20 protein-coding genes are annotated in these 21,597 nt (G+C 39.7%); 7 read left to right on the forward strand and 13 right to left on the reverse strand.

Going from position 1 to position 21,597, the window contains the following annotated elements; all coding sequences use genetic code 11:
* The first annotated feature begins 4 nt into the window (after window positions 1-4).
* Both HWE15_RS14045 and HWE15_RS14050 read left to right on the forward strand, forming a co-directional pair.
* The gene (locus HWE15_RS14045; protein ID WP_290508175.1) at window positions 5-754 is read left to right on the forward strand and encodes an RNA methyltransferase; all 750 of its coding nucleotides are present in this window, start codon (window positions 5-7) and stop codon (window positions 752-754) included.
* Window positions 754-1,746, forward strand: a complete 993-nt coding sequence (locus HWE15_RS14050) for a bile acid:sodium symporter family protein (protein ID WP_290508176.1) — start codon at window positions 754-756, stop codon at window positions 1,744-1,746. The genes HWE15_RS14045 and HWE15_RS14050 overlap by 1 nt, the downstream gene beginning before the upstream one ends.
* Before the next feature lie 116 nt (window positions 1,747-1,862).
* Here HWE15_RS14050 and HWE15_RS14055 read toward each other — a convergent pair whose 3' ends face one another.
* From HWE15_RS14055 to HWE15_RS14100, 10 genes are all read right to left on the reverse strand, one after another.
* Window positions 1,863-2,123 (reverse strand): acyl-CoA-binding protein, encoded by a 261-nt coding sequence (locus tag HWE15_RS14055; protein WP_290508177.1) that lies wholly within the window; start codon window positions 2,121-2,123, stop codon window positions 1,863-1,865.
* Window positions 2,124-2,214: 91 nt separating this feature from the next.
* Window positions 2,215-3,501 (reverse strand): citrate synthase, encoded by a 1,287-nt coding sequence (locus tag HWE15_RS14060; RefSeq protein ID WP_290508178.1) that lies wholly within the window; start codon window positions 3,499-3,501, stop codon window positions 2,215-2,217.
* A gap of 242 nt (window positions 3,502-3,743) precedes the next feature.
* Window positions 3,744-4,166, reverse strand: coding sequence for a BrxA/BrxB family bacilliredoxin (locus HWE15_RS14065; RefSeq protein ID WP_290508179.1), 423 nt, complete (start codon window positions 4,164-4,166; stop codon window positions 3,744-3,746).
* A 19-nt stretch (window positions 4,167-4,185) separates the two neighbouring features.
* Window positions 4,186-4,506, reverse strand: a complete 321-nt coding sequence (locus tag HWE15_RS14070; RefSeq protein ID WP_290508180.1) for an SUF system Fe-S cluster assembly protein — start codon at window positions 4,504-4,506, stop codon at window positions 4,186-4,188.
* A 1-nt stretch (window position 4,507) separates the two neighbouring features.
* On the reverse strand, window positions 4,508-4,939 hold the full coding sequence (locus HWE15_RS14075) for a SufE family protein (RefSeq protein ID WP_290508181.1): 432 nt from the start codon (window positions 4,937-4,939) through the stop codon (window positions 4,508-4,510).
* Window positions 4,936-6,159: a cysteine desulfurase gene (locus tag HWE15_RS14080; RefSeq protein ID WP_290508182.1), complete on the reverse strand. Its 1,224-nt coding sequence runs from the start codon at window positions 6,157-6,159 to the stop codon at window positions 4,936-4,938. The genes HWE15_RS14075 and HWE15_RS14080 overlap by 4 nt, the downstream gene beginning before the upstream one ends.
* Before the next feature lie 9 nt (window positions 6,160-6,168).
* A complete protein-coding gene (gene sufD, locus HWE15_RS14085) occupies window positions 6,169-7,434 on the reverse strand; it encodes a Fe-S cluster assembly protein SufD (RefSeq protein ID WP_290508183.1) in 1,266 nt (421 codons plus the stop codon).
* A gap of 12 nt (window positions 7,435-7,446) precedes the next feature.
* Window positions 7,447-8,208 (reverse strand): Fe-S cluster assembly ATPase SufC, encoded by a 762-nt coding sequence (sufC, locus tag HWE15_RS14090; RefSeq protein ID WP_290508184.1) that lies wholly within the window; start codon window positions 8,206-8,208, stop codon window positions 7,447-7,449.
* A gap of 39 nt (window positions 8,209-8,247) precedes the next feature.
* Window positions 8,248-9,693 carry a Fe-S cluster assembly protein SufB gene (gene sufB, locus HWE15_RS14095; RefSeq protein WP_290508185.1) on the reverse strand — a complete coding sequence of 482 codons (1,446 nt, stop codon included), beginning with the start codon at window positions 9,691-9,693 and terminating at the stop codon, window positions 8,248-8,250.
* Between the two features lie 232 nt (window positions 9,694-9,925).
* Window positions 9,926-10,402, reverse strand: a complete 477-nt coding sequence (locus HWE15_RS14100; RefSeq protein WP_290508186.1) for an Lrp/AsnC ligand binding domain-containing protein — start codon at window positions 10,400-10,402, stop codon at window positions 9,926-9,928.
* A gap of 369 nt (window positions 10,403-10,771) precedes the next feature.
* On the opposite strand from HWE15_RS14100, the gene HWE15_RS14105 reads away from it, so the two are divergent.
* The 3 genes from HWE15_RS14105 (at window position 10,772) to HWE15_RS14115 (ending at window position 16,135) form a co-directional block, all read left to right on the forward strand.
* A complete protein-coding gene (locus tag HWE15_RS14105; RefSeq protein WP_290508187.1) occupies window positions 10,772-11,302 on the forward strand; it encodes a hypothetical protein in 531 nt (176 codons plus the stop codon).
* A gap of 87 nt (window positions 11,303-11,389) precedes the next feature.
* Window positions 11,390-13,306, forward strand: a complete 1,917-nt coding sequence (locus HWE15_RS14110) for a M14 family metallopeptidase (RefSeq protein ID WP_290508188.1) — start codon at window positions 11,390-11,392, stop codon at window positions 13,304-13,306.
* Between the two features lie 18 nt (window positions 13,307-13,324).
* Window positions 13,325-16,135: a prolyl oligopeptidase family serine peptidase gene (locus HWE15_RS14115; RefSeq protein WP_290508189.1), complete on the forward strand. Its 2,811-nt coding sequence runs from the start codon at window positions 13,325-13,327 to the stop codon at window positions 16,133-16,135.
* A 49-nt stretch (window positions 16,136-16,184) separates the two neighbouring features.
* Here the strand turns inward: HWE15_RS14115 and HWE15_RS14120 are convergent, their stop codons facing one another.
* Together HWE15_RS14120 and HWE15_RS14125 are read right to left on the reverse strand one after the other, a co-directional pair.
* On the reverse strand, window positions 16,185-16,571 hold the full coding sequence (locus HWE15_RS14120; protein ID WP_290508190.1) for a nuclear transport factor 2 family protein: 387 nt from the start codon (window positions 16,569-16,571) through the stop codon (window positions 16,185-16,187).
* A gap of 16 nt (window positions 16,572-16,587) precedes the next feature.
* A complete protein-coding gene (locus HWE15_RS14125) occupies window positions 16,588-17,382 on the reverse strand; it encodes a thymidylate synthase (RefSeq protein WP_290508191.1) in 795 nt (264 codons plus the stop codon).
* A gap of 94 nt (window positions 17,383-17,476) precedes the next feature.
* Here HWE15_RS14125 and HWE15_RS14130 point away from each other — a divergent pair, with 94 nt between their 5' ends.
* Entirely contained in the window at window positions 17,477-19,765 is a 2,289-nt protein-coding gene (locus HWE15_RS14130) for an efflux RND transporter permease subunit (RefSeq protein WP_290508192.1), read from the forward strand.
* Here the strand turns inward: HWE15_RS14130 and HWE15_RS14135 are convergent.
* Complete coding sequence (locus tag HWE15_RS14135; protein WP_290508193.1) at window positions 19,755-20,789, reverse strand: endonuclease/exonuclease/phosphatase family protein; 1,035 nt, start codon at window positions 20,787-20,789, stop codon at window positions 19,755-19,757. The two genes, HWE15_RS14130 and HWE15_RS14135, sit on opposite strands and share 11 nt — an antisense overlap.
* A gap of 194 nt (window positions 20,790-20,983) precedes the next feature.
* Between HWE15_RS14135 and HWE15_RS14140 the strand changes: the two genes are divergently transcribed.
* Window positions 20,984-21,553, forward strand: coding sequence for a DUF2911 domain-containing protein (locus HWE15_RS14140; RefSeq protein ID WP_290508194.1), 570 nt, complete (start codon window positions 20,984-20,986; stop codon window positions 21,551-21,553).
* Window positions 21,554-21,597 lie beyond the last annotated feature (44 nt).

The following is a 21,597-nucleotide window of genomic DNA, read 5'->3' on the forward strand; positions in this document are numbered from 1 at the left end:
CGGAATGCTTAGCAAAAATACAGTTAAGTTTATAAAATCCTTACATCAAAAGAAATACCGAATTTCTTCTCAGCGCTTCTTCGTGGAGGGTGAAAAAAGTGTATTGGAAGTGCTTCATTCAAATTTTTTGGTTGAGACTCTTTTTGCAACAACCCAATTTTTGGAAAAACATGAAGGAATGCTTTCTAGAATGAATCTGGAAATTCAAGAAGCTTCTCAAAAACAATTGGAAGCCATGGGCTTCTACCAAAGTAACGACATGGCATTGGCCTTGGTAAAAATGAAAGAGAATCTGCCCATTATTCCTGAGAAAGGCGATTGGGTAGTAGCTTTGGATGATGTTCGGGATCCTGGAAACTTGGGTACAATTATCCGTATAGCAGATTGGTATGGGATTCGAAAATTATTCTTTTCAAACCAAACGGCCGATTTTTATAATCCCAAAGTCATCCAAGCAAGTATGGGCTCTTTTTGCAGAGTGGATTTTAGCTATGGAGATTTATTTTCCTGGATCAAAAACTACGAGGGGCCAATCTATGGGGCTTTTATGGATGGCGAGAATATACATGGATTCCAAGAAATAAAAGCTGGGGTCTTGGTGATGGGAAATGAGTCAAATGGGGTATCTAAAGAAATTGAAAGTTTGGTTACCCAAAAGCTAGCAATCCCTTCATTTGGTCAGGCCGAGTCGCTCAATGTTGCGATTGCAACGGCAATTCTATGTGATAATCTCAAAAGATTGGAAAAGCATTGATGAGTACGATCCGCTCTTTTCTTCAAAAAATCGGCTTTAATGGATTCTTGCTGGGTTTGGTAATTGCTATTGGATTGGCTTGGCTTTTTCCTGAAGTTGGGCAATCCCAAGGTCCGATTTCTTGGAAGCCCTTTATCAACGGCGGAATTGCTTTAGTCTTCTTTTTTTATGGAGTGAAACTTGACCCTCAACAATTGAATTCGGGTCTTTCAAACTGGAAACTTCATCTACTCATTCAGGCTTTCACCTTTCTGATTTTTCCGGTATTAATGCTTTTATTACTTCAATTTTTACCTTGGATTGATGAAGATTTTAAATTAGGAATCAGTTATTTATCAGCCTTACCATCAACGGTTAGTGCATCTGTGGTGATGGTAAATATTGCTGGTGGAAATATACCTGCAGCGATTTTTAATGCCAGTGTTTCCAGCTTGCTTGGTGTGGTGATTACACCCGCTTGGATGGGGATCTTGGCAGAAGGAATGGGGCAGGGGCAAGTGGATTTTTGGCCTACATTTCTTGATCTAACCATCAAGGTTATCCTTCCTGTTGTTTTGGGGATTTCCTTGCATGGGATAATTTTTCCCTTGATCAAAAGACATTTGTCTAAGTTGAAATATTTAGATCAGACGGTGATTATGCTGATTGTGTTTACAGGTTTTTCTGACTCGTTTTATCAAAAAGTATTTTCACCCTATTCCTTTGGTACGCTTATTCAAATTGCCTTAACCATGTTAGGTGTTTTTATTTTGGTGTGGCTATCTATTTCAATAGTGACTCAATTTTTAGGTTTTTCCTTGGCAGACCGAATTACCGCTCTTTTTTGTGGTTCCAAGAAATCCTTAGTCCATGGTGTGGTGATTGGAAAAGTGATTTTTCCTGATCCAGCTTTATTGGGTCTGATTTTACTACCGGTTATGCTGTATCATTTCCAGCAACTCATTTTAGGGTCAATTTTAGCAGAGCGGTTTAGTAAGAAAAGTAAGGGTTGATTGTTTATATCTTTCTTTGAAAACTTATAATAGCGTGTGAATAGATCAATCATCTGGAAAATGAAAAAAATTGTATTTAAAAAAATAGCCTGCAATTCGATTTGCCGGCTGTTTTTTTATATGTGATTTGCAGCGAGTTTATTTACCAATTCCAAATATTGGTTGGCAGCTTCTTCTTTGGATAAACCTTTCAAATTCAGCCAGGCATTGTATTTGGCAGCCGCCTTAAAATCAAATCCACCAGGCCGTTCAGTTTCATTGTCACCTTCTGTCGCCTGTTTGTATAAGCCATATAGCTTTAACAATTCTTCATTACTAGGTCTGCTTGTGAATTTTTTGGTGAGGGCTACCGCTTCCTCAAGGGTATTCGCTTTCATTTAAGGTATTTTGTTGGGTTAATTTGTCCAAAGATACTGTATAAAAAAGACCAACCTTTTGGGTTGGTCTTTGATATGAATCAAATAATGATTAGCGCTTATTCATGGAAACATAATCACGCTCGTTGGCACCAACATATACTTGACGAGGTCGTCCGATTGGCTCTCCGTTTTCACGCATTTCTTTCCACTGTGCAATCCATCCTGGAAGTCGACCTAATGCAAACATTACGGTAAACATGTCCGTAGGGATGCCCAATGCTCTGTAAATGATTCCAGAGTAGAAGTCTACGTTTGGATATAATTTTCTATCGATGAAATATTGATCATTCAAAGCCGCATGCTCCAATTCTTTGGCAATGTCCAAAATTGGATCGTTTACGCCCAGCTTGCTCAATACATCGTCTGCAGCCTTCTTAATGATCCGTGCTCTTGGGTCGAAGTTTTTGTAAACTCTGTGTCCAAAGCCCATCAATCGGAATGGATCATTTTTGTCTTTTGCCTTATCCAAATACTTTTTAGCATCGCCACCATCTGCTTTGATTGCTTCCAGCATTTCGATCACGGATTGGTTGGCTCCACCATGTAGCGGTCCCCAAAGTGCATTGATCCCTGCAGAAATCGAAGCATAAATAGATGCTTGAGAAGATCCTACAATTCGAACGGTAGAAGTAGAGCAGTTTTGCTCATGGTCTGCATGAAGGATAAGAAGTTGATCCAAAGCTTTTGCTACCACAGGATCTACATCATATTTTTCTGCAGGAAGAGCAAACATCATTTTCAAGAAATTGGAGCAATAATCCAGTGTGTTGTCTGGATAATTTACAGGATGGCCCATTTCGTTTTTGAAAGCCCATGCTGCAAAAGTTGGCATTTTTGCAATCAAACGAATGATGCTAAGGTTAACCTCTTCTTGGGATCGGTTTGGATTCAATGAATCCGGATAGAATGCTGAAAGTGAACAAATCAAAGAAGACAAGACACCCATGGGATGTGCATTGGATGGGAATCCATCTAGGATCTTTTTAATATCCTCATGCACCAAGGTGTGGTGAGTGATCTCTTTGGTAAATGTTTCGTATTCAGCTTGAGAAGGCAGCTCTCCATAAATCAAGAGGTAGGCAACCTCTAAAAAGGTGGATTTTTCAGCAAGATCCTCGATACGGTAACCTCTATAGCGAAGAATTCCTTTTTCTCCATCTAAAAAGGTGATCGCACTGGTAGTAGACCCGGTATTTTTGTAGCCAGGATCAAGGGTGATTAAACCAGTCGAACTTCGAAGTTTGGCAATATCAATTGCTGGTTCATTTTCTGTTCCGACTGTAACCGGAAATTCAAAGTCCTGTCCATTGTAGGACAGCTTAACAGATTCAGACATATAAGTTTATTTTGGATTGCTTATAAGAAAAACTCAGAAACTGCCCTTAAGTTAATAAAATCCCCTACTTTATTTAGGGATATTTACATTTCCTTTAGGAATATTTGGTAAAGGGATACAGGCTCGTTTTTCTGAAAATTGAAGATTCTAAAACCTCCAATTGTTTTGTGTTTAGGATTGAAATTTTATCCTGCATTTTTCAATTTTTGCCAAATAAATAAAAAAGCCCCGAAGGGCTTAAATTATTCGCAAAAATGCTCGAATACTTCTACCAAGTGATCACCGATCATTTTGGCATTTCTACCTTCAATGTGATGGCGCTCGATAAAGTGGACTAATTCGCCATCTTTAAACATAGCCATTGCAGGCGAAGATGGGGGATAAGGAAGTACAATTTCCCGAACTTTCGCAACTGCTTCACGGTCGTTTCCTGCGAAAACTGTGGCTAATGTAGTCGGTTTCTTGGATGCGTTCTCCAAGGCATATCGAACGCCCGGACGAGCTGCGCCAGCCGCACAACCGCAAACGGAATTAATGACTACAAACGTGGTTCCTTTATGATCTGGACCAAGATGGGAAGCTACCTGCTCGGCAGTTCTGAACTCCTCAAAGCCCACGTCGGTAAGTTCTGCTCTCATTGGAGCAATCAAATCTTCTGGGTACATAGCTGTTATTATTTTAGTTTTATAGAAATCCTAATTCAAGTTTTGCCGCTTCAGACATCATGTCCTGAGAGTAGGGCGGATCAAAAGTTATTTCCACTTCCACGTTATTGACTCCTTGGATTTGCTGAATTTTATCCTTTACCTCGGAAGGGATAAATTCGGCAGAAGGGCAATTAGGGGAGGTAAGTGTCATTAACACATAGACATTGTTGACGGGGTACACCGTGATTTCATAAATCAATCCAAGCTCATAAACATCTACAGGAATCTCAGGATCATAAACCTGTTTGATTGCCTGTATAACCTTTTGCTTCAGTTCGTTTTTATTTTCGTTTTCCATCTCAGGCGTTGAGTTTGGTTTGAAAGGCTAAGGCGTACAATTTCATTTGTTTAATCATGGCAGCTAAACCGTTGGACCGTTGACTTCCAATGAGGTTGCCCATACCAATCCGCTCGATGAAATTCAAGTCTGCAGAAAGAATCTCCTCGGGGGTACGGTTGTCTAAAACACGGATCAATAATGAAATTAAACCTTTGGTAATATCAGTGTTGGAATCTGCCAAGTATCGAACTTTTCCGTTCTCTTCATTTGCAATGAGCCAAACCTTAGACTGACATCCTTTGATTAAGTTTTCGTCTTTTTGCTCAGCTGCGGGGAAATCTGGTAAGTTTCCGCCGAGTTCCATGATGTAGAAAATCGTGGATTCACGGTCATCTCCTAGAATATCAAATTCTGAAACAATTTCGTCTTGAATGCCTGTTATGCTGCTCATTTGTTTTTAATTCTTGCGATTTTGGCAATTCCTTCTGCCAGATTCTCAATTTCTGTTTTGGTGTTGTAAACAGCAAAACTAGCCCGCACAGTTCCTTCGATTCCAAATCTCTGCATCAAGGGTTGGGTGCAATGATGACCTGTCCTTACAGCAATTCCTCTCGCATCTAACATTTGTCCTACATCAAAGGGGTGCATTCCATTAATAGTAAAGGATAGAACGGAAACCTTGTTAGAAGCAGTTCCCACGGGAATAAATCCTTTAATGTCTTTAGTCAACTCGTTCGCATAGGCTAGTAGCTCGTCCTCATGCTTTTTGATCTGGCTTTTCCCCAATGAATTGATAAATGCTAAGGCTTCCTTAAAGGCAATTACATCAGCAATGTTAGGAGTGCCAGCTTCAAACTTGAAAGGGATTTCATTGTAGGTGGTTTTTTCAAAAGTCACCTCCTTGATCATTTCACCCCCTCCTAAAAATGGAGGCATTGCTTCTAAAAGTTCACGTTTACCATAAAGTACTCCAAGCCCAGTTGGTCCATAGAGTTTATGGGCTGAAAATACCAGAAAATCACAATCCAATCCCTGAACATCTATCTCCAAATGAGAAGTCGACTGTGCCCCATCCAATAGAACTTTTGCTCCTACAGCATGGGCTGCTTCGATCATTTTTTCTACTGGGTTGATGGTCCCAAGTGCATTGGAAGCATGAACAATGCTGACTAGTTTGGTTCTTGGAGAAAGTAAATTTTCAAATTCCTCCCAAATGATTTCTCCCTCATCAGAAATGGGAATGACTTTTAAATTAGCACCCTTTTCTTCGCAAAGCATTTGCCATGGAACAATATTGGAATGATGCTCCATGGTAGAAATGAGGATTTCATCGTCTTTGCCAATGAATTTTTTCCCAAAGGTTTTGGCTACCAAATTGATGCTCTCTGTGGTCCCTTTGGTGAAAATTATTTCAGCTGATTCTTTGGCTTTGATAAAATCCCTTACAGCATCCCGGGTTGCCTCATAATAGCGTGTTGCTCGATCAGCTAGGGTATGGGCTCCACGATGGATATTCGAGTTGTCTAACTCATAATAGTTGGTCAATGCTTCAATGACCCCTATTGGTTTTTGGGTCGTTGCAGCATTGTCAAAATAGATTAAAGGCCTGCCATGTACTTCCTGGTGAAGCACAGGGAACAGGCCTCTAATTTCATTGATATCAAATCTCATGAAAAAGGTTTAGAATTTGCTTCCAAGTCGCTTTTGGATCAACTCCACCACGTGGTTTTTGAAGCTTTCGTCCTCAATCTTTTCTAAGACTTCACCCACAAAGGCATAAAGTAAAAGTCCCTTAGCCAAGGTTTTGTCAATTCCTCTAGCCTGCAAATAGAATAAGGCTTCCTCATCCAACTGGCCAACGGTACAACCATGAGAACATTTTACATCATCAGCCCAGATTTCCAATTGGGGTTTGGTATTGACGATCGCATCCTCAGAAAGCAAAACATTATTATTCTGCTGGAAGGCATTTGTCTTTTGAGCATCCTGTCTTACGAAGATTTTTCCGTTGAAAACACCTCTTGATTGTCCGTCGAAAATACCTTTATAAAGCTCGTTTGATTCGGCATGAGGAATGGTGTGATCCACGTTAGTGTGATTGTCCACATGGCTTTTTCCATTCAATAGATAAATGCCGTACATATTCCCTTCGCAGTTGCTTCCAAGAAGATTCAAACTAAGGTTGTTACGGACCATATCCCCGGAAACTGAAATATTTACAGATGTAAATCGCGCGTCAGCTTGCACATCGGTTTCGATATTGCTCACCTCCAAGACTTGGTTCCCTTCATCTTGAAGTCGGAAATAGTTGATTTGGGAATTGATCCCGCCTTTCACTTCCACGACTTTATTTACGAAATAAGGTGATTCACCCAAGGCAATGCTTTGGTCCATAAAGGTTACTTCTGCGAAATCACCTACCTCGATCCAGTAACGAGGAATTATCACTTGTCCCTCGTTTGCTTGATTGAATGAAAGTAAAAGTATGGGCTTTTCGACCTGAACTTTTTTCGGAACTTTGATTGAAATGCCACCAGCGAAACTCGCTTGATTAAGTGCAGCAAAAACATCCTTTTCCGCTTTGGCAATAGAACCAACTTCTGCTACCTCAATGTCAAGTGTGCTGATTTCAATTCCCTCTATTGATTGGGAAAGTTCAGGCAAAAACTTTCCATTTGAGAAAACCAATACATGACCATCGAAACCTTTGAACAAGGATTCTTTGATCTGATTTTCAGAAATCGAAAAAGGAGAAGCAGCTCTAAAATCTGAAATCGTTTTCTCCAGCTTTTTAGTAATAGCCGTGAACTTGTATTCCTCTTCTTTTGCTGCGGGTAGTCCTAAGGAATGATAAATTGCTTTTCCAGCGGCTCTCAATTCCGAAAAGTTTTGAGGAGCTGACTCCAGCAATGCTTCGAATGTATCTTGTGTTGTCAAGGTACTCATGCTTTTGTTGGTTTAAACTGCTGCTGAATCTACCTCTTCCTTGATCCAATCGTATCCTTTTTCTTCAAGCTCTAGAGCCAGTTCTTTAGTCCCGGATTTTACGATTCGACCTTTATAAAGTACATGTACATAGTCAGGAACGATGTAGTCCAACAATCGCTGATAGTGAGTAACCACGATTGTAGCATTCTTGTCAGATTTCAATTGATTCACTCCATTCGAAACGATACGTAGGGCATCGATATCCAAACCTGAATCTGTTTCATCCAAAATGGAAAGAGTTGGCTCTAGCATGGCCATTTGGAAGATTTCGTTACGCTTTTTCTCTCCTCCGGAAAATCCTTCGTTCAAAGATCGACTCAATAGTTTTTGATCAATTTCAACGAGCTTCATTTTTTCTTTCATCAAGGAAAGAAATTTTACTGCATCCAAAGGCTCCTGTCCTCTGTATTCCCGCACTTGATTCAAAGCTGTACGAAGGAAGTTGGTAGAGGAAACTCCAGGGATTTCAACTGGGTATTGAAAAGCTAAGAAAACTCCTTCTCTTGCCCGATCTTCCGGAGCCATATCCAACAAATCTTTTCCTTGGAAAATTACTTCTCCTTCTGTAACCTCATATTCTTCTCTTCCTGCTAAAACAGAAGCCAAGGTGGATTTTCCGGAACCGTTTGGTCCCATGATCGCATGGACTTCACCAGCTTTCACTTCTAGATTAATCCCTCTGAGAATCGGGGTGCCATCTACGGAGGCATGCAAGTTTTTTATCGTCAGCATATGTTTGTTGTTTCTTTTTCTTCTATTAATAAGGTGAAATTATCCAACAGAACCTTCAAGCGTCAAGGCCAATAGCTTTTGGGCTTCGACAGCAAATTCCATCGGTAATTGGTTCAATACTTCCTTCGCATAACCATTTACGATAAGAGCTACTGCATCTTCTGTATCAATACCGCGCTGATTACAGTAGAAAATCTGATCTTCACCAATCTTTGAAGTGGTGGCCTCGTGTTCTACTTTGGCAGTTGGATTTTGAATATCGATGTAAGGGAAGGTATGTGCTCCGCAACGATCACCCATTAATAAGGAGTCGCATTGAGAGAAATTTCGTGCATTGGTAGCACGCTTCATTACCTGTACTTGGCCTCTATAAGAGTTTTGTGATTTTCCTGCAGAAATACCTTTTGACACAATCCGGGATTTAGTGTTCTTCCCGATATGGATCATTTTTGTTCCAGTATCAGCTTGCTGCATGTTGTTAGTTACAGCTACAGAATAGAATTCACCTACTGAATGATCTCCTTTTAAAATACAAGATGGATATTTCCAAGTAACTGCTGAACCGGTTTCCACTTGAGTCCAAGAAATTTTGGAGTGATCTCCTGCACAAATTCCTCGCTTGGTTACAAAGTTGTAAATACCACCTTTGCCTTCTTTATCCCCTGGGAACCAGTTTTGAACTGTAGAATATTTTACTTCCGCATGGGCAGCAGCATAAATTTCCACTACAGCTGCGTGAAGCTGATTTTCATCCCGTTGAGGAGCAGTACACCCTTCTAGGTAGGAGACATAAGATTCTTCTTCTGCAACAATTAGGGTTCTTTCAAACTGACCGGTGTTAGCTGCGTTGATTCGGAAATAAGTTGAAAGTTCCATTGGGCAACGTACCCCCTTTGGAATGTAGCAGAATGAACCATCAGAAAAAACAGCAGAGTTCAAAGCTGCATAATAGTTGTCAGTCATGGGAACCACCGAACCCAAGTATTTTTTAACCAAATCAGGGTGTTCCTTTACGGCCTCACTGAATGAGCAAAAGATAATGCCTAGCTTTCCTAAGGTATCCTTGAAAGTGGTTGCAACCGAAACAGAATCCAAAACAGCGTCCACTGCGATTCCTTGAAGTCTTTTTTGTTCGTTTAGGGAAATACCCAATCGCTCATAGATAGCAAGCAATTCCGGATCTACTTCATCTAGAGACTTCGGTTTTTTGGTCTGCTTTGGAGCGGAATAGTATCGGAGTTTCTGAAAATCCACTTTTGGATAATGAACATTGGCCCATTCAGGCTCATTCATGGATTTCCAAGTTCTAAAAGCCTTTAATCTCCATTCGAGAAGCCACTCAGGCTCTTCCTTTTTTGCGGATATCCAACGGATGATTTCCTCATTTAATCCGATGGGTGCTTCGTCGGCTTCATAATTGACTGACCAACCGTGCTCATATTCTTTGGAAGTAAACTCCTCTAAAATCTGATTGTCTTTGCTCATGCGTTGAGTTATTTAGACTAATTACATTTAGACTGCGAAGGTACAACTTATAATCAAAAAATAATGTTCAATTTCATTTGAAAATTCTATCAGGGATGCTGTTTGTCAATGAAAATGAGCCAAAAATCCCTATTTACCATTTTCTAGGAGGGCTAAATAAAAAAATAGGAAGCCTGTAATTGGCTTCCTTGAAATCAGTTTATTTTATTTAGATTTAGTCTAAGTAGTAAGATTACTTGCTTTCTTTATCAAAAAACTGAATAGGTCGATTGATACTTTCTTCCAGAACGATCAATGTTTCTGTTCGATCGATTCCCTCTACTTTCTGAATTTTATCTAATACCAGACGAAGATGGTTGGTGTCTCTACAGATAATTTTTGCGAAAATGGAATAGTTTCCCGTAGTATAATAAGCGTTAACTACCTCTGGTATTTCTTTTAGGCGCTCAATCACAGTATCATAGAGAGAGCTTTTTTCCAAATAAATCCCCAAAAAGGCGGCAATATCATAGCCCAACTTTGTAAAATTGATATTTAGCGTTGCGCTTTTAACAATTCCCATATCCTCCAATTTCTTCATTCTTACATGGACGGTACCAGAAGAAACAAAAACTTTTTTGGCGATTTCTGTATAGGGTGTTTTTGCGTCCTCGTTGAGTAGGGAAATGATCTTGAGGTCTATGTTATCGATATCTAAAATTTTATCCATCTTTTTGCTTTGGATTTAGATGATTTTTAATGAATCTGCCAGTAAATTAGAGATTGTTCAAAATATTGCAAAATTATTTTTTCAATTTGTAATTAAATTGAAAATGTTTTTACTTTGAAGCCGAGTCATTAAGTTTGAGAAAATTTCGGATAAAGAGTTTTGATAAGCTAAAAATTTTGGCAGTCAGTCTGATCCCCGAATTTTCGGTCGAAAATCGAACTTTTAATCTCTAAAGTTATATTTGGGTTTATATTCTGAAAAAAGTCTTGTCTTTGGCGAGACTTTTTTGTTTTCCATGAGAAAAATAAAATGCAAAAAATTGTATTTGAAAAAAAAATCTATGTATTTTTGGATATTCTTTAGGTCATCATGAAAAACAAGACAACATTTAGCCGATTTATTTTAGTTGTAGTAGTGGTTTTTCTTTCCGCTTTTCAGCCCGCAAAAAATTCCCACGCACAGGGTGATCATACTATTTTATCAATGGGCCCAGAGGTTGCTTACCACAATATTCGCCTACGGACAGTCGAAACCTCGGATTTATCAAATGCATCTAATCATTACGAGATGGCGGATTTGAAGCCATTGTCAATTATTGAAAAGAATATTGCTGACAATCTTGAATCCCATTGGACTTGGCCAGAATATACATTGGACATGATTGATTCGTATTCTCCTTTTTTATTCCGCACTAAAAAATCTCGGGAATATGAAGAAGTAAAAGTGCTTTTACTCATCAATTCAAGTGGAAAATTGTCCGGGTATGAGATGATGACCGAAGTGGATAAGGGATTGAAAGAGCGCTTGGATTATCTGATTCGTAAATTGCCTGAATTAAAGCCTGTTCCAGGTTTTGATTCCTATCGTTCTGAAGCATTCGAATTGACAATCAGAAAGTAAGTCGAATTTTCAATACTTTTTTTTAAATGGTGGTGCAGTGATTTGACTGCTTTTTTACTTTTACCCTGAAAAGTAACCACTATCAACATGCGAAAATATTTCTTTTTGGTCTTTTTGGCTCTTTTCATGGGCCAGGCCTACGCGCAGGTGAAGGATTTTCGGTCAGAGAAACCTTTTCCGGAGAAAAACGAAAAATCAACATTCTACACTGTTCAGGGGGAAAGGCATGGTCCTTCCTTCTTTAAAAAAGAGGTTTTTCCTGAAGTGGAATACACCCCTGGAGAGCAGTTGACATTTGACTCTTATCACACAGTCGAAGTGATGTACCATTGGTATGAAAAATGGGCGCAGGACTTTCCTGAAATCACAGATTTGTATGTCATTGGATACTCTTTTGAAGGCCGTCCGATTTATCAAATGACGATCACCAATAAAAAGACAGGGAAGGATACCGATAAACCTGCTGCCTATTTTGAAGGAGGACGACATTCTGGTGAAATCACTTCCAGTGAATCAATCCTTTGGCTGACCAAACACTTATTGGAGAATTATGGGAAAGATGAAGAGATCACTCATTTGATAGATACAAAGGCAATCTATCTTCGTCCTCAAAACAACCCCGATGGATCTAATCTCTATTTATACACTGCGCAGCGGAATCGAAGTACCGTTCGTCCCCATGATAATGATCGAGATGGCTTGATTGATGAAGATCCAGAAGAGGACTTGGATGGAGATGGGATTATTTACCAAATCCGTAAAAAGGCTGAAACAGAAGAAGAAAAGAAAAAAGCCAATTACATCATTGATCCATCCCATCCTTCAGGTAAACTGATGAAACGAGTTTTTCCAGGTAAAGGAGATTATTTGTTATTCACTGAAGGGATTGATAATGATGGGGATGGGGATTACAATGAAGATGGCATAGGAGGACTTGATCTGCATCGTAATTATCCTGAAAACTGGCGCCCCGATATAGGAGGTGATTTGACAGGTAGGGGATACACCCAATACGGAGCTGGGCAATATCCATTAAGTGAAGCAGAAACGCGTTCCACAGTTCTTTGGATCCTTAGTCATCCGAATATTTCAGTGGTGAATTCGATGGATACGCGAGTTCCTATGCACCTTCGACCACCATCAACATCCAAAAGTGAAGAGCGCATGTATCCAGAGGATTTAGCGATTTACAAAGAAATGGATGAGCTAGGGCTTTCCTACACTGCCTATCCTTGGGCGGGAGATGTTTACGAAACCTATGCAACCCGATATAAAGTCAATCGAATGACTGGAGATCCCTTGAAACCTTCTCCGTTGTTTGGTCATGGTCCTGATTTTGGCTATTTCTATTTTGGAAGTATCTGGTATGGAGATGAGCTCTGGAATAACGGAGCAATGAAAGATTACAACCAAGATGGGATCTATGACGATTACGATGGGTTGGTTTGGGATGAAGAAGAAAATGGAGGGAAAGGCTTTAAATCTTGGACTCCTTTTAAGCATCCCGAATTGGGCGATGTTGAGATTGGTGGTTTTCATCCCAAATTTTTCGGACAGAATGGTCCGACATGGCAGTTAGAAAATTGGGCTAAAAAGCAGGCACTCTTCAACCTTGCAATGGCTAAGCGACTCCCCGAAATAAAAGTGGAAGCTCCTGTAGTTGAAAAATTAAAGGATGGGCTTTATGAAATCACGCTTCAGTGGACCAATGTGGGAGGACTTCCTGTAGCTCTTGAGCAAGCTAAATTGGTAAAAATTGTTCAGGAGGACCGGGTTTCCTTGGAATTCAAAAAAGAGTTGACTGAAGGCTATGAAAATGCCAAAGTGAAAATCGTTTCTCCAGAACTCTATGATAAAACCATCTATGCCGGCCATACTGGAAAGGGTGAGTTTAAAACAGTTACTTTCCAAGTAGAAGTATCAGGAGATGAGCCAGTCGAGGGTAAAATAAAACTGTCCTCAACAAGAGGGGGACTTTTTGTACAAGATTTTAAGCTTAACTAATTCAATTATTTTATGTCAATGTTAAAAAGAACGCTAGGAATGGGGCTCGTTGCGGTCCTATTACTAAGTATTCAAGCAGAGGCCCAACAAAAAAGGTCTTTGACTCATGCAGATTACGATGGGTGGGAGAGCTTGTCTTCCGACCGAATCACAAAAAATGGAGAATGGGTAGGATACATGATTTCACCTCAAGAAGGGGATGGAAGATTGGAATTGATGCCCTATCGAAACCCTTCAAAAAAGATGATTATTCCCCGAGCATCAGGTTGGGACTTTACCCCTGATGATGCATTTGCTGTTGGTAAAATTGTCCCTCAGTATGATTCAGTTCGGGTTTTGAAATTAAAGAAGACCAAGAAGGATGATATGCCAAAGGATAGTCTTTTCATCTATGATTTGAAGAAAGGTTCTTTGGAGAAATTTGCACAGGTTAAGGCATTTTCAATACCTGAAAAAGAAGGAAGTTGGATTGCAATTCAATTTGAAAAAGAGAAACCTGCAAAAAAAGATCCGGCAGATTCTACAGCAAAAGCTGAAAAACCTAAAAAAACGGATGGGACAAAGCTCTTAGTCCGGAGTCTGGATGGAGGCAAGAGCTATGAATTTGAGCGGGTGAAAAGTTTCGGTTTTTCTCCAAAAGGTGATTTCCTTCAGTTCGTTCTTGCCGAAGAGGATACCTTGGATAATGCTGCCATTCATATTTTAAATCTGGAGTCAGGAACTGAATCCACCATTCATGAGGGATATACTGAATACAGTCGAATGCGGTTTTCTCCTAATTCTTCCTACTTGGCTTTCGTTACGACAGATGATTCAACCAAAGCTGAAAAACCGTACTATTCATTGATGCTATATCAAACTGCATCTGGTGAATTAGAAGCAGTTGCTGATAAAAATGCTGCTGGAATTTTAGAATCAAGTCGAATCAGTCAGGATGAATCCTTACAGTTCTCGGAAGATGAGAAACTATTGTTTTTTGGAGTAGCGGAAGATTATAAAACCTATGCTTACGAAGAAGATACCACCATTTTGGATGAGGATCGGGTGAGCTTGGATATTTGGGGATGGCAGGATGCTGAGATTCAGCCCATGCAACTTCGAAATAAATCCCGGGAGGAAAAGCGTGCTTACAAGGCGGTCTTCGATTTAGCAATTGATCAAATCAAACAACTCGAGGACCGGGAAGTGAAAAATGTAATGCTTCCTAGCAAAATCGAAAACACTGTAGCGGTAGCATGGACTGATGCCCCTTATCGTCGAGAATATAGCTGGAATATTCAGATTGGAAGAGATGTTTATTTAGTGGATTTGAAAACCGGTGCGAGAACACTCATTGAAAAAGATGTGCCGGGAATGCCTAGTCTATCTCCTGCCGGAAATTATGTGACTTGGTATGCTTCAAGAGACAGTGCCTGGGTTGCTTATGATCTACAATCAAACAAGCGGATCAATTTGACGGAAGGGATAGATGTTTCTTTTTATGAAGAACTTCACGATTCTCCTTCTTTGCCTGGTTCTTATGGAACTGGCGGTTGGTTAGCCGATGATGCTGCGATTTTGATCAACGACCGGTATGATGTATGGAAAATAGACCCCAAAAATCCAGCTAATGCTCAGATGATTACAAAGGGTGAAGGCCGGAAAATTAAGATAGAATTCAGAAGGCAACCTATTGATTCGGAAGAACGCTATATCGATCCAAAATCTACCCTTTATTTCACGGCATTCAATGAAACGACTAAGGAATCTGGGATGTATAAAGGGGATGTGAATGGAGCGAAGTTGGAAAAGATTTTGATGACTCCCCATCGTTATTTTGGATTGAAAAAAGCTAAGGATTCTGATGAAATCCTAATCCGTCGAAGCACCTACCAGGAAAACCCTGATTTGTATATGGGAGATTTGAAGTTTAAAGAACTCAAGAAGGTTTCCAACCTTAATCCACAACAGGCTCAAATCAAATGGGGAAGTGTGGAATTGGTAAGCTACTTAGCCAACGATGGGACTCCTTTACAAGGATTGCTTTTTAAACCTGAGTATTTTGATCCAGCTAAGAAATACCCGATGATGGTTTATTTCTATGAACGGAATAGCGATGGATTGTATAATTACCGCACGCCAGCGCCTTCGGCTTCTACGATAAACATCCCTTATTTTGTTAGCAATGACTACCTGGTTTTTGTTCCGGATATCAAATATGATTTAGGTTTGCCGGGTCCTAGTGCCTACAATTGCATTATTCCAGGTGTGCAATCCATCGTAGCGAGAGGATTTGTGGATGCAGAAAATATGGCTATTCAAGGTCAAAGCTGGGGAGGCTATCAAGTGGCCTATTTGATCACTCAAACGAATATGTTCAAGGCGGCTGGAGCAGGAGCACCGGTGGTCAATATGACCTCTGCTTATGGCGGGATTCGTTGGGGAACTGGAATGAGCCGAATGTTCCAATACGAACAAACACAATCTAGAATCGGAGGTACCCTATGGGAAAAACCAGTGTATTACATTGAAAACTCCCCATTGTTCTTTATGGACCGTGTTCAGACTCCTGTTTTGATCATGCACAATGACGAAGATGGTGCTGTGCCATGGTATCAAGGGATTGAAATGTTCATGGCTCTTAAGCGCTTGAATCAACCTGCTTGGTTACTTCAGTATAATGGAGAAGATCACAATTTGCGTCAGCGAAAAAACAGAAAAGATCTTTCTATTCGATTGAGCCAATTCTTTGATCATTATTTGAAAGGAGCTCCCGCGCCACTTTGGATGACTGAGGGTCTTCCAGCTGTGGAAAAGGGAAGAACTCTTAAATATGAATTGGAAGATTAAATGGTAATCAAAAAAGGCTGTCAATTTTAAAATTGACAGCCTTTTATTTTTAAGCGTAATCTTCAATTTTGGAGATTAAGCCATCCTTGAATTCAAATTTAGATTTGCCTTTCAATTTGAGCTCATCTCCTTTTCGAAGGCCTTTTTCAGGTAAATCTTCAGCAAGTACTGCCTGATAATCTAAGTGGACTTCTGTAAATCGAGTTTGATGGATCCATTTTTCAGGAGATTGATTGCGACTTTCAAATAGTTTTATGGCTTGTTCAGCCTGCTTTTTGAAAGCATCGATTCCTTGAGTACTCGTTGTTAATTTTCCATCTGTATAATTTTCGAAAACCACGTCCTTGTGTAGCACTTCAACCATCCCGTTAAGCTCGAGATTGTTATAGGCAGTGATGTAACGATCGATCAGTTTTTCTCTTTGTAGATTTAGCATCGCAATTCAGATTTTCTCACACAGCTACTGGAGCTTTTATATGTGGATGGGGATCATAATTCACTAATTCAAAATCTTCATACTTGAACCCGAAAATGTCTTTTACTTCCGGGTTAATTTTCATAGTTGGGAGTGTACGACATTCCCGACTCAATTGAAGATTTGCTTGCTCTAAGTGATTCAAGTAGAGGTGTGCATCTCCAAACGTATGGACAAAATCACCCGGTTCAAGATCACATACTTGTGCTACCATCATCGTGAATAAAGCATAAGAGGCAATATTAAAAGGCACACCTAGAAATACGTCAGCACTTCTTTGGTATAATTGACAGGATAGTTTTCCGTCTGCCACATAAAATTGGAAAAGGGTATGACAAGGAGGTAAAGCCATTTGGTCTACGTTTGCAACATTCCAAGCGCTAACAATATGCCTTCGACTATCAGGCTTATTTTTGATTTGGTCGATAAGTTTCTTGATCTGATCAATCTCGCCACCTTTCCCGTCAGGCCAATGACGCCACTGATAGCCATAGACAGGTCCCAAATCACCATTTTCATCAGCCCATTCATCCCAAATCGATACTCCATTTTCTTTTAGCCAGCCAATATTGGTGCTTCCTTTCAAAAACCAGAGCAATTCAATAATGATTGATCGAAGGTGAAGTTTTTTAGTCGTAACTACCGGAAACCCTTCCGAAAGGTCAAATCGCATTTGATGCCCAAAAATACTGAGCGTTCCAGTACCGGTTCTGTCAGTTTTTTTCACCCCTTCGTCCAGGATTTTTTGCATCAATTCGTGGTATTGCTTCATGGTTTGTATGTTGAATTTAATCGATGATCTAAGATACAAGCTTCCTTTGAAAATCGGAATCTCAGAAAACAAAGGAGCTTAAATCTGCTTATAATTGTCAAACAAAATACAAACTGAAAGTATGTGGTCGAAGCGTCGGTCCCTTCTCTTACTTTTTTTCTCTATTCTATTTTCGTTAAGCTTTTTGGTCTTTCCTCCAAAGCCAGCTTTTGATTATGATTTTGAACAGTTCTTTCCTCAGGATGATGAAGGGCTAGATTTTTATAAGGAATACGCAAATAAATTTGGAAGTGATAATGATTATTTGCTCTTGGCTTTTGAAAATAGAGATCAAGGGCCTTGGGATTCTGATTTCCTAATCCGTCTACAAAAGCTCCAAGAAGCTATTACATCGCTTGATAAAATTGACACGGTTATTTCCGTTTTAACGATCAAAAAGCCTAGAATTTCTCCATTTGGAATTCAATTCCAGCCACTGGTTTCTTTTAATGAAAAAAAGGTGGAGAAGTCTATTTCCGATTTTTCTCTAGGAGAAAAGTTTATTTCAAAAGATGGGAAAGGGCTTTTGCTGTTGGTAAAACATCAAAAAAATATTTCCAAAGAAGAAGGAGATATTCTCTATGGGAAGATTCAAAAGGAGATCTCGGATTCAAATTTGATTTTACGAGCTGTAGCTGGGAAAATTCAGACCCAACGTGATTTTGTGGTGCTCATGCAGCGGGAGTTTGGGTTCTTTTTGGGGATTTCTATTCTTGTCATGATTGGGCTTTTGATTTTGATTTTTCGAACCTGGTGGGGAGTTGTTGTCTCTTTTTTGGTTTTGGGTACCGGGATTGTTTGGGCTTTTGGGATTATTCTTTGGTTGGGAAAACCGCTTTCCTTGATGTCAGTCATGCAACCGACCATTTTTTTGATTGTAGGGTTGGGGGCATTGGTTCATTTCTTTACTCATCTTGTTAAAGCATTACGAACAGGTGTTTCAAGTGACCAGGCTATTTTAAAAACTTTTAGTCAGCTGGCTCCTCCTGTAGGATTAACGATGCTCACCACAGCTTTTGGTTTTCTTTCCCTGTGGTTTACTTCTGTACCTGCATTGAAGGATTTTGGGCTAACCACCGGGATTGGGATTTTTGTAATGTTTCTAGCAGTAATGTTAATAACACCCGGGATTTTATTATTGATAAAAGTCCAAGGGAGTGAAAGGCGAGTGAAACCGAAAATTAACTTGAAACTTCATTCGGTATTTTTAGAATTGCTTCGTAATAAAAAAGCTGTTATTGGCGTTTTTTTGGGCCTGAGTCTGTTATCTGGCTTTTTAGGTTATCAGGTTCGAGTCAATGGTTATTTATTGGATAATCTTCCCATTGATCATCCTATTCGTTCCAATTTTGAATATTTTGATCAGCAGTTTGGAGGATCCAACCCTTTAGAAATTGCTCTTTGGACAGCGAATTCCGATGAATCCATTTTTGATTTTGAGGTGTTTAAGGAAATCCAAAAAGTGGAGGAGGAACTTTTTCACTATTTCGGGGAGGTTCAGTTGCTTACTCCTTTGACTGTGGTAAAAACGTTAAACCAAGCACAAAATCAAGGAAATCCCGCGGCTTTTCAGTTTCCCTCCAGAGGGCAATATCTTCGGATAAAACGGTTGATGGATCGTAGCGGGGATCAATTCCTTTCAGAGGTTTATGATTCTGAAACCCAAATGGCTCGAATTAGTGGGCGATTACCAGATTTGGGTAGCCATAAGATGGGTGAGATTAGAAATTCCTTTAAAGAGTTTGTCGAAAAAGAAATTAATACTGACTTATTGCGAGTTCAATGGACCGGAACAGCCTATCTGATCGATAGAGGACATGAATCGGTTACCCGACAAATGGCTAGAGGCCTTGGTGTAGCATTTGTCCTTGTTGGGATTATTGCAGGAATACTATTTCGATCCTGGAGAATTTCGCTCATTCTTCTTTTGCCAAATATTATCCCATTGGGTCTGATGCTCTTGGTGATGTATATTTTTGGGATTGATTTAAAGTTGACTACTGCAATTTTATTTACAGTAGCTTTTGGAATCGCAGTGGATGACAGCATTCATTTTATGGCAAGATTAAAGACTGAATTAAATGCAGGAAAAAATTTCCTCTATGCCTTGAAGCGTACGTTTTTGGAGACAGGAAAAGCTTTGATCCTAACCACATTGATTTTGGTCTGTGGTTTTAGCCTGTTTATGTTTAGTGATTTTGGGGTTACTTTTTATTCGGGGATTTTGATTGCTTGTGCTTTGATCTTTGCCCTTTTGGCCGACCTTTTTTTACTGCCCCTTTTATTACTTCCTATGAAAAAAGTATGGGAGGAAAAAGCTTCAAAGAAAAGCCTTATTCGCTAAGTTGAAAGGTCGCAGAAATAGGATAGTGGTCCGAATAGTCGACTTCCTGATGAGTTTCAAACTGGATGGCTTTAAGCTCACTGGATGAAAAGATGTGATCTATCCTCAAGAAAAACAGGATACGATTGTACGTAAATCCAAAACCTCTACCAGCTTGTTCAAAAGCATTTGAAAGCAGTTCGCTCAGGCGGAAATAATTATTAGAGTAAGGGACTTCATTTAAATCTCCCATGAGAATCACCGGATAGGGACAACTTTCGATATGTCTCTCGATAACAGTGACTTGTCTGCTTCTATTCAAACTTCCTTCATGAAGCTTTTTCAAGGTTTGTCGGTAATTCGCTTTCACTTCCTCTAATTCATCCAGTTTATCTGACTCAATTTTCATGGATTCTAGATGACAATTGTAGATTCGGATCGTGTCTCCCTCATAGAGAATATCTGCGAAGATAGCTCCATTGGTCCGGCTGTTATCAAATACTTTTCCCTGATTGATAATAGGTAAGGTGGAGGTGATGGCCAATCCAAAAGACCTCCTCATTGGATTCCCTTCTATGATTTCATAGTAGATTTCCCGATTATTTTTTTCGCCCAAAAGATCAACCGCATTTCGGGAGGCAGAGGTGTTGTCCTGATAAAATTCCTGAAAGCTTTTGATCTGCGCAGGATGATCTTGGATCCAAGTAAAAATATTGGGATCAAACTGACCTCCGGTTCGTCTTTTGTAGTCGAAGAGATGTACGTTGTAACTCAAAACCTGAAGGCCTTCGGTAGAATCGTTTTTTGGATGCCACTGAAAGCTAATTTCTAAAAAGCGATAGCCAATCAGCAAAGCTAAAAAAGGAATCCAGGCTGTTTTTTTCCACGCGATTAGAAGGATGAGGAACAAGAAAAAATTCAACAACCAGAAAAGGGGAATAAAAAAGGGAAGAAGCCCAATGTATTGAAAATCGACTGGCTGGATGTAAACGCTCCCAAAAATGAGAAGTGAAGCTATAAAAAGTAACCAGGCGATAAATTTCATTAAGCGTAATTTGGGAAGATTTTTGTTTTAATTGAAAATAAAGCTCAACAAGTGAATCAATGAATCCGTAATCAAACAAAAGTGGTGCTAAATTGAAAATTATTTAAATCCGATTGGTAGATTATAATCCTCTTGAACGAGCAGAAATTATGAATGTTGATGAAATGATGATTATTTGAAATAAATTAGTGACTATGAAAAAAAGATACCTAATTATTCCAGCCTTATTGGCGATTCTTGTTTTTGATTCCTGTGGAAGCAAAAATTCTGAAACCGCTGAAGATACTTCCGGTACTGAAATGGCAGAAGAGTCCACTGAGCAATCCCGTCCAAGTCCCCTAGAAGTTAAAGAGGGGAATATTTCAGGAAAGGCATTTAAGATTCAGTATGGCTCACCCTCCGTGAAAGGAAGACAGATTTGGGGAGACCTCGTGCCCTATAACGTAGTCTGGAGAACAGGAGCCAATGAAGCTACCTACATAGATTTGGCAGAGGAGATGACTGTGGAGGGACAATCCATAGCAGCTGGGAAATATTCCCTGTTTACTATCCCCAGAGAAAGTGGTGATTGGACAGTTATTTTAAATTCTGAATGGGATCTGGAACATGGTCATTTTCAATATGATGAAAAGAAAGATGTGCTTCGGGTAGAAGTAAGTCCTGAATGGGAAGAAACTTCTCAAGAAAGACTTTCCATTGATATAGAGGAGCCTGGAATTGTGATTCGATGGGAAAAACTGAAACTTCCTATCCAAATTCAATAGAATTTTCTATTTCAAAAGAGCCCGGTTTTTTAGCCGGGTTTTTT

Origin of the sequence: Algoriphagus sp. (assembly GCF_013373065.1) — a bacterium.
Taxonomy (GTDB): domain Bacteria; phylum Bacteroidota; class Bacteroidia; order Cytophagales; family Cyclobacteriaceae; genus Algoriphagus.

Excerpts from the sequence above, each read along its gene's own strand:
- HWE15_RS14045 (WP_290508175.1), top strand. The coding sequence starts at position 5 with ATGCTTAGCAAAAATACAGTTAAGTTTATAAAATCCTTACATCAAAAG.
- HWE15_RS14050 (WP_290508176.1), top strand. The coding sequence starts at position 754 with ATGAGTACGATCCGCTCTTTTCTTCAAAAAATCGGCTTTAATGGATTC.
- HWE15_RS14055 (WP_290508177.1), bottom strand. The coding sequence starts at position 2,123 with ATGAAAGCGAATACCCTTGAGGAAGCGGTAGCCCTCACCAAAAAATTC.
- HWE15_RS14060 (WP_290508178.1), bottom strand. The coding sequence starts at position 3,501 with ATGTCTGAATCTGTTAAGCTGTCCTACAATGGACAGGACTTTGAATTT.
- HWE15_RS14065 (WP_290508179.1), bottom strand. The coding sequence starts at position 4,166 with ATGTACCCAGAAGATTTGATTGCTCCAATGAGAGCAGAACTTACCGAC.
- HWE15_RS14070 (WP_290508180.1), bottom strand. The coding sequence starts at position 4,506 with ATGGAAAACGAAAATAAAAACGAACTGAAGCAAAAGGTTATACAGGCA.
- HWE15_RS14075 (WP_290508181.1), bottom strand. The coding sequence starts at position 4,939 with ATGAGCAGCATAACAGGCATTCAAGACGAAATTGTTTCAGAATTTGAT.
- HWE15_RS14080 (WP_290508182.1), bottom strand. The coding sequence starts at position 6,159 with ATGAGATTTGATATCAATGAAATTAGAGGCCTGTTCCCTGTGCTTCAC.
- sufD (WP_290508183.1), bottom strand. The coding sequence starts at position 7,434 with ATGAGTACCTTGACAACACAAGATACATTCGAAGCATTGCTGGAGTCA.
- sufC (WP_290508184.1), bottom strand. The coding sequence starts at position 8,208 with ATGCTGACGATAAAAAACTTGCATGCCTCCGTAGATGGCACCCCGATT.
- sufB (WP_290508185.1), bottom strand. The coding sequence starts at position 9,693 with ATGAGCAAAGACAATCAGATTTTAGAGGAGTTTACTTCCAAAGAATAT.
- HWE15_RS14100 (WP_290508186.1), bottom strand. The coding sequence starts at position 10,402 with ATGGATAAAATTTTAGATATCGATAACATAGACCTCAAGATCATTTCC.
- HWE15_RS14105 (WP_290508187.1), top strand. The coding sequence starts at position 10,772 with ATGAAAAACAAGACAACATTTAGCCGATTTATTTTAGTTGTAGTAGTG.
- HWE15_RS14110 (WP_290508188.1), top strand. The coding sequence starts at position 11,390 with ATGCGAAAATATTTCTTTTTGGTCTTTTTGGCTCTTTTCATGGGCCAG.
- HWE15_RS14115 (WP_290508189.1), top strand. The coding sequence starts at position 13,325 with ATGTTAAAAAGAACGCTAGGAATGGGGCTCGTTGCGGTCCTATTACTA.
- HWE15_RS14120 (WP_290508190.1), bottom strand. The coding sequence starts at position 16,571 with ATGCTAAATCTACAAAGAGAAAAACTGATCGATCGTTACATCACTGCC.
- HWE15_RS14125 (WP_290508191.1), bottom strand. The coding sequence starts at position 17,382 with ATGAAGCAATACCACGAATTGATGCAAAAAATCCTGGACGAAGGGGTG.
- HWE15_RS14135 (WP_290508193.1), bottom strand. The coding sequence starts at position 20,789 with ATGAAATTTATCGCCTGGTTACTTTTTATAGCTTCACTTCTCATTTTT.
- HWE15_RS14140 (WP_290508194.1), top strand. The coding sequence starts at position 20,984 with ATGAAAAAAAGATACCTAATTATTCCAGCCTTATTGGCGATTCTTGTT.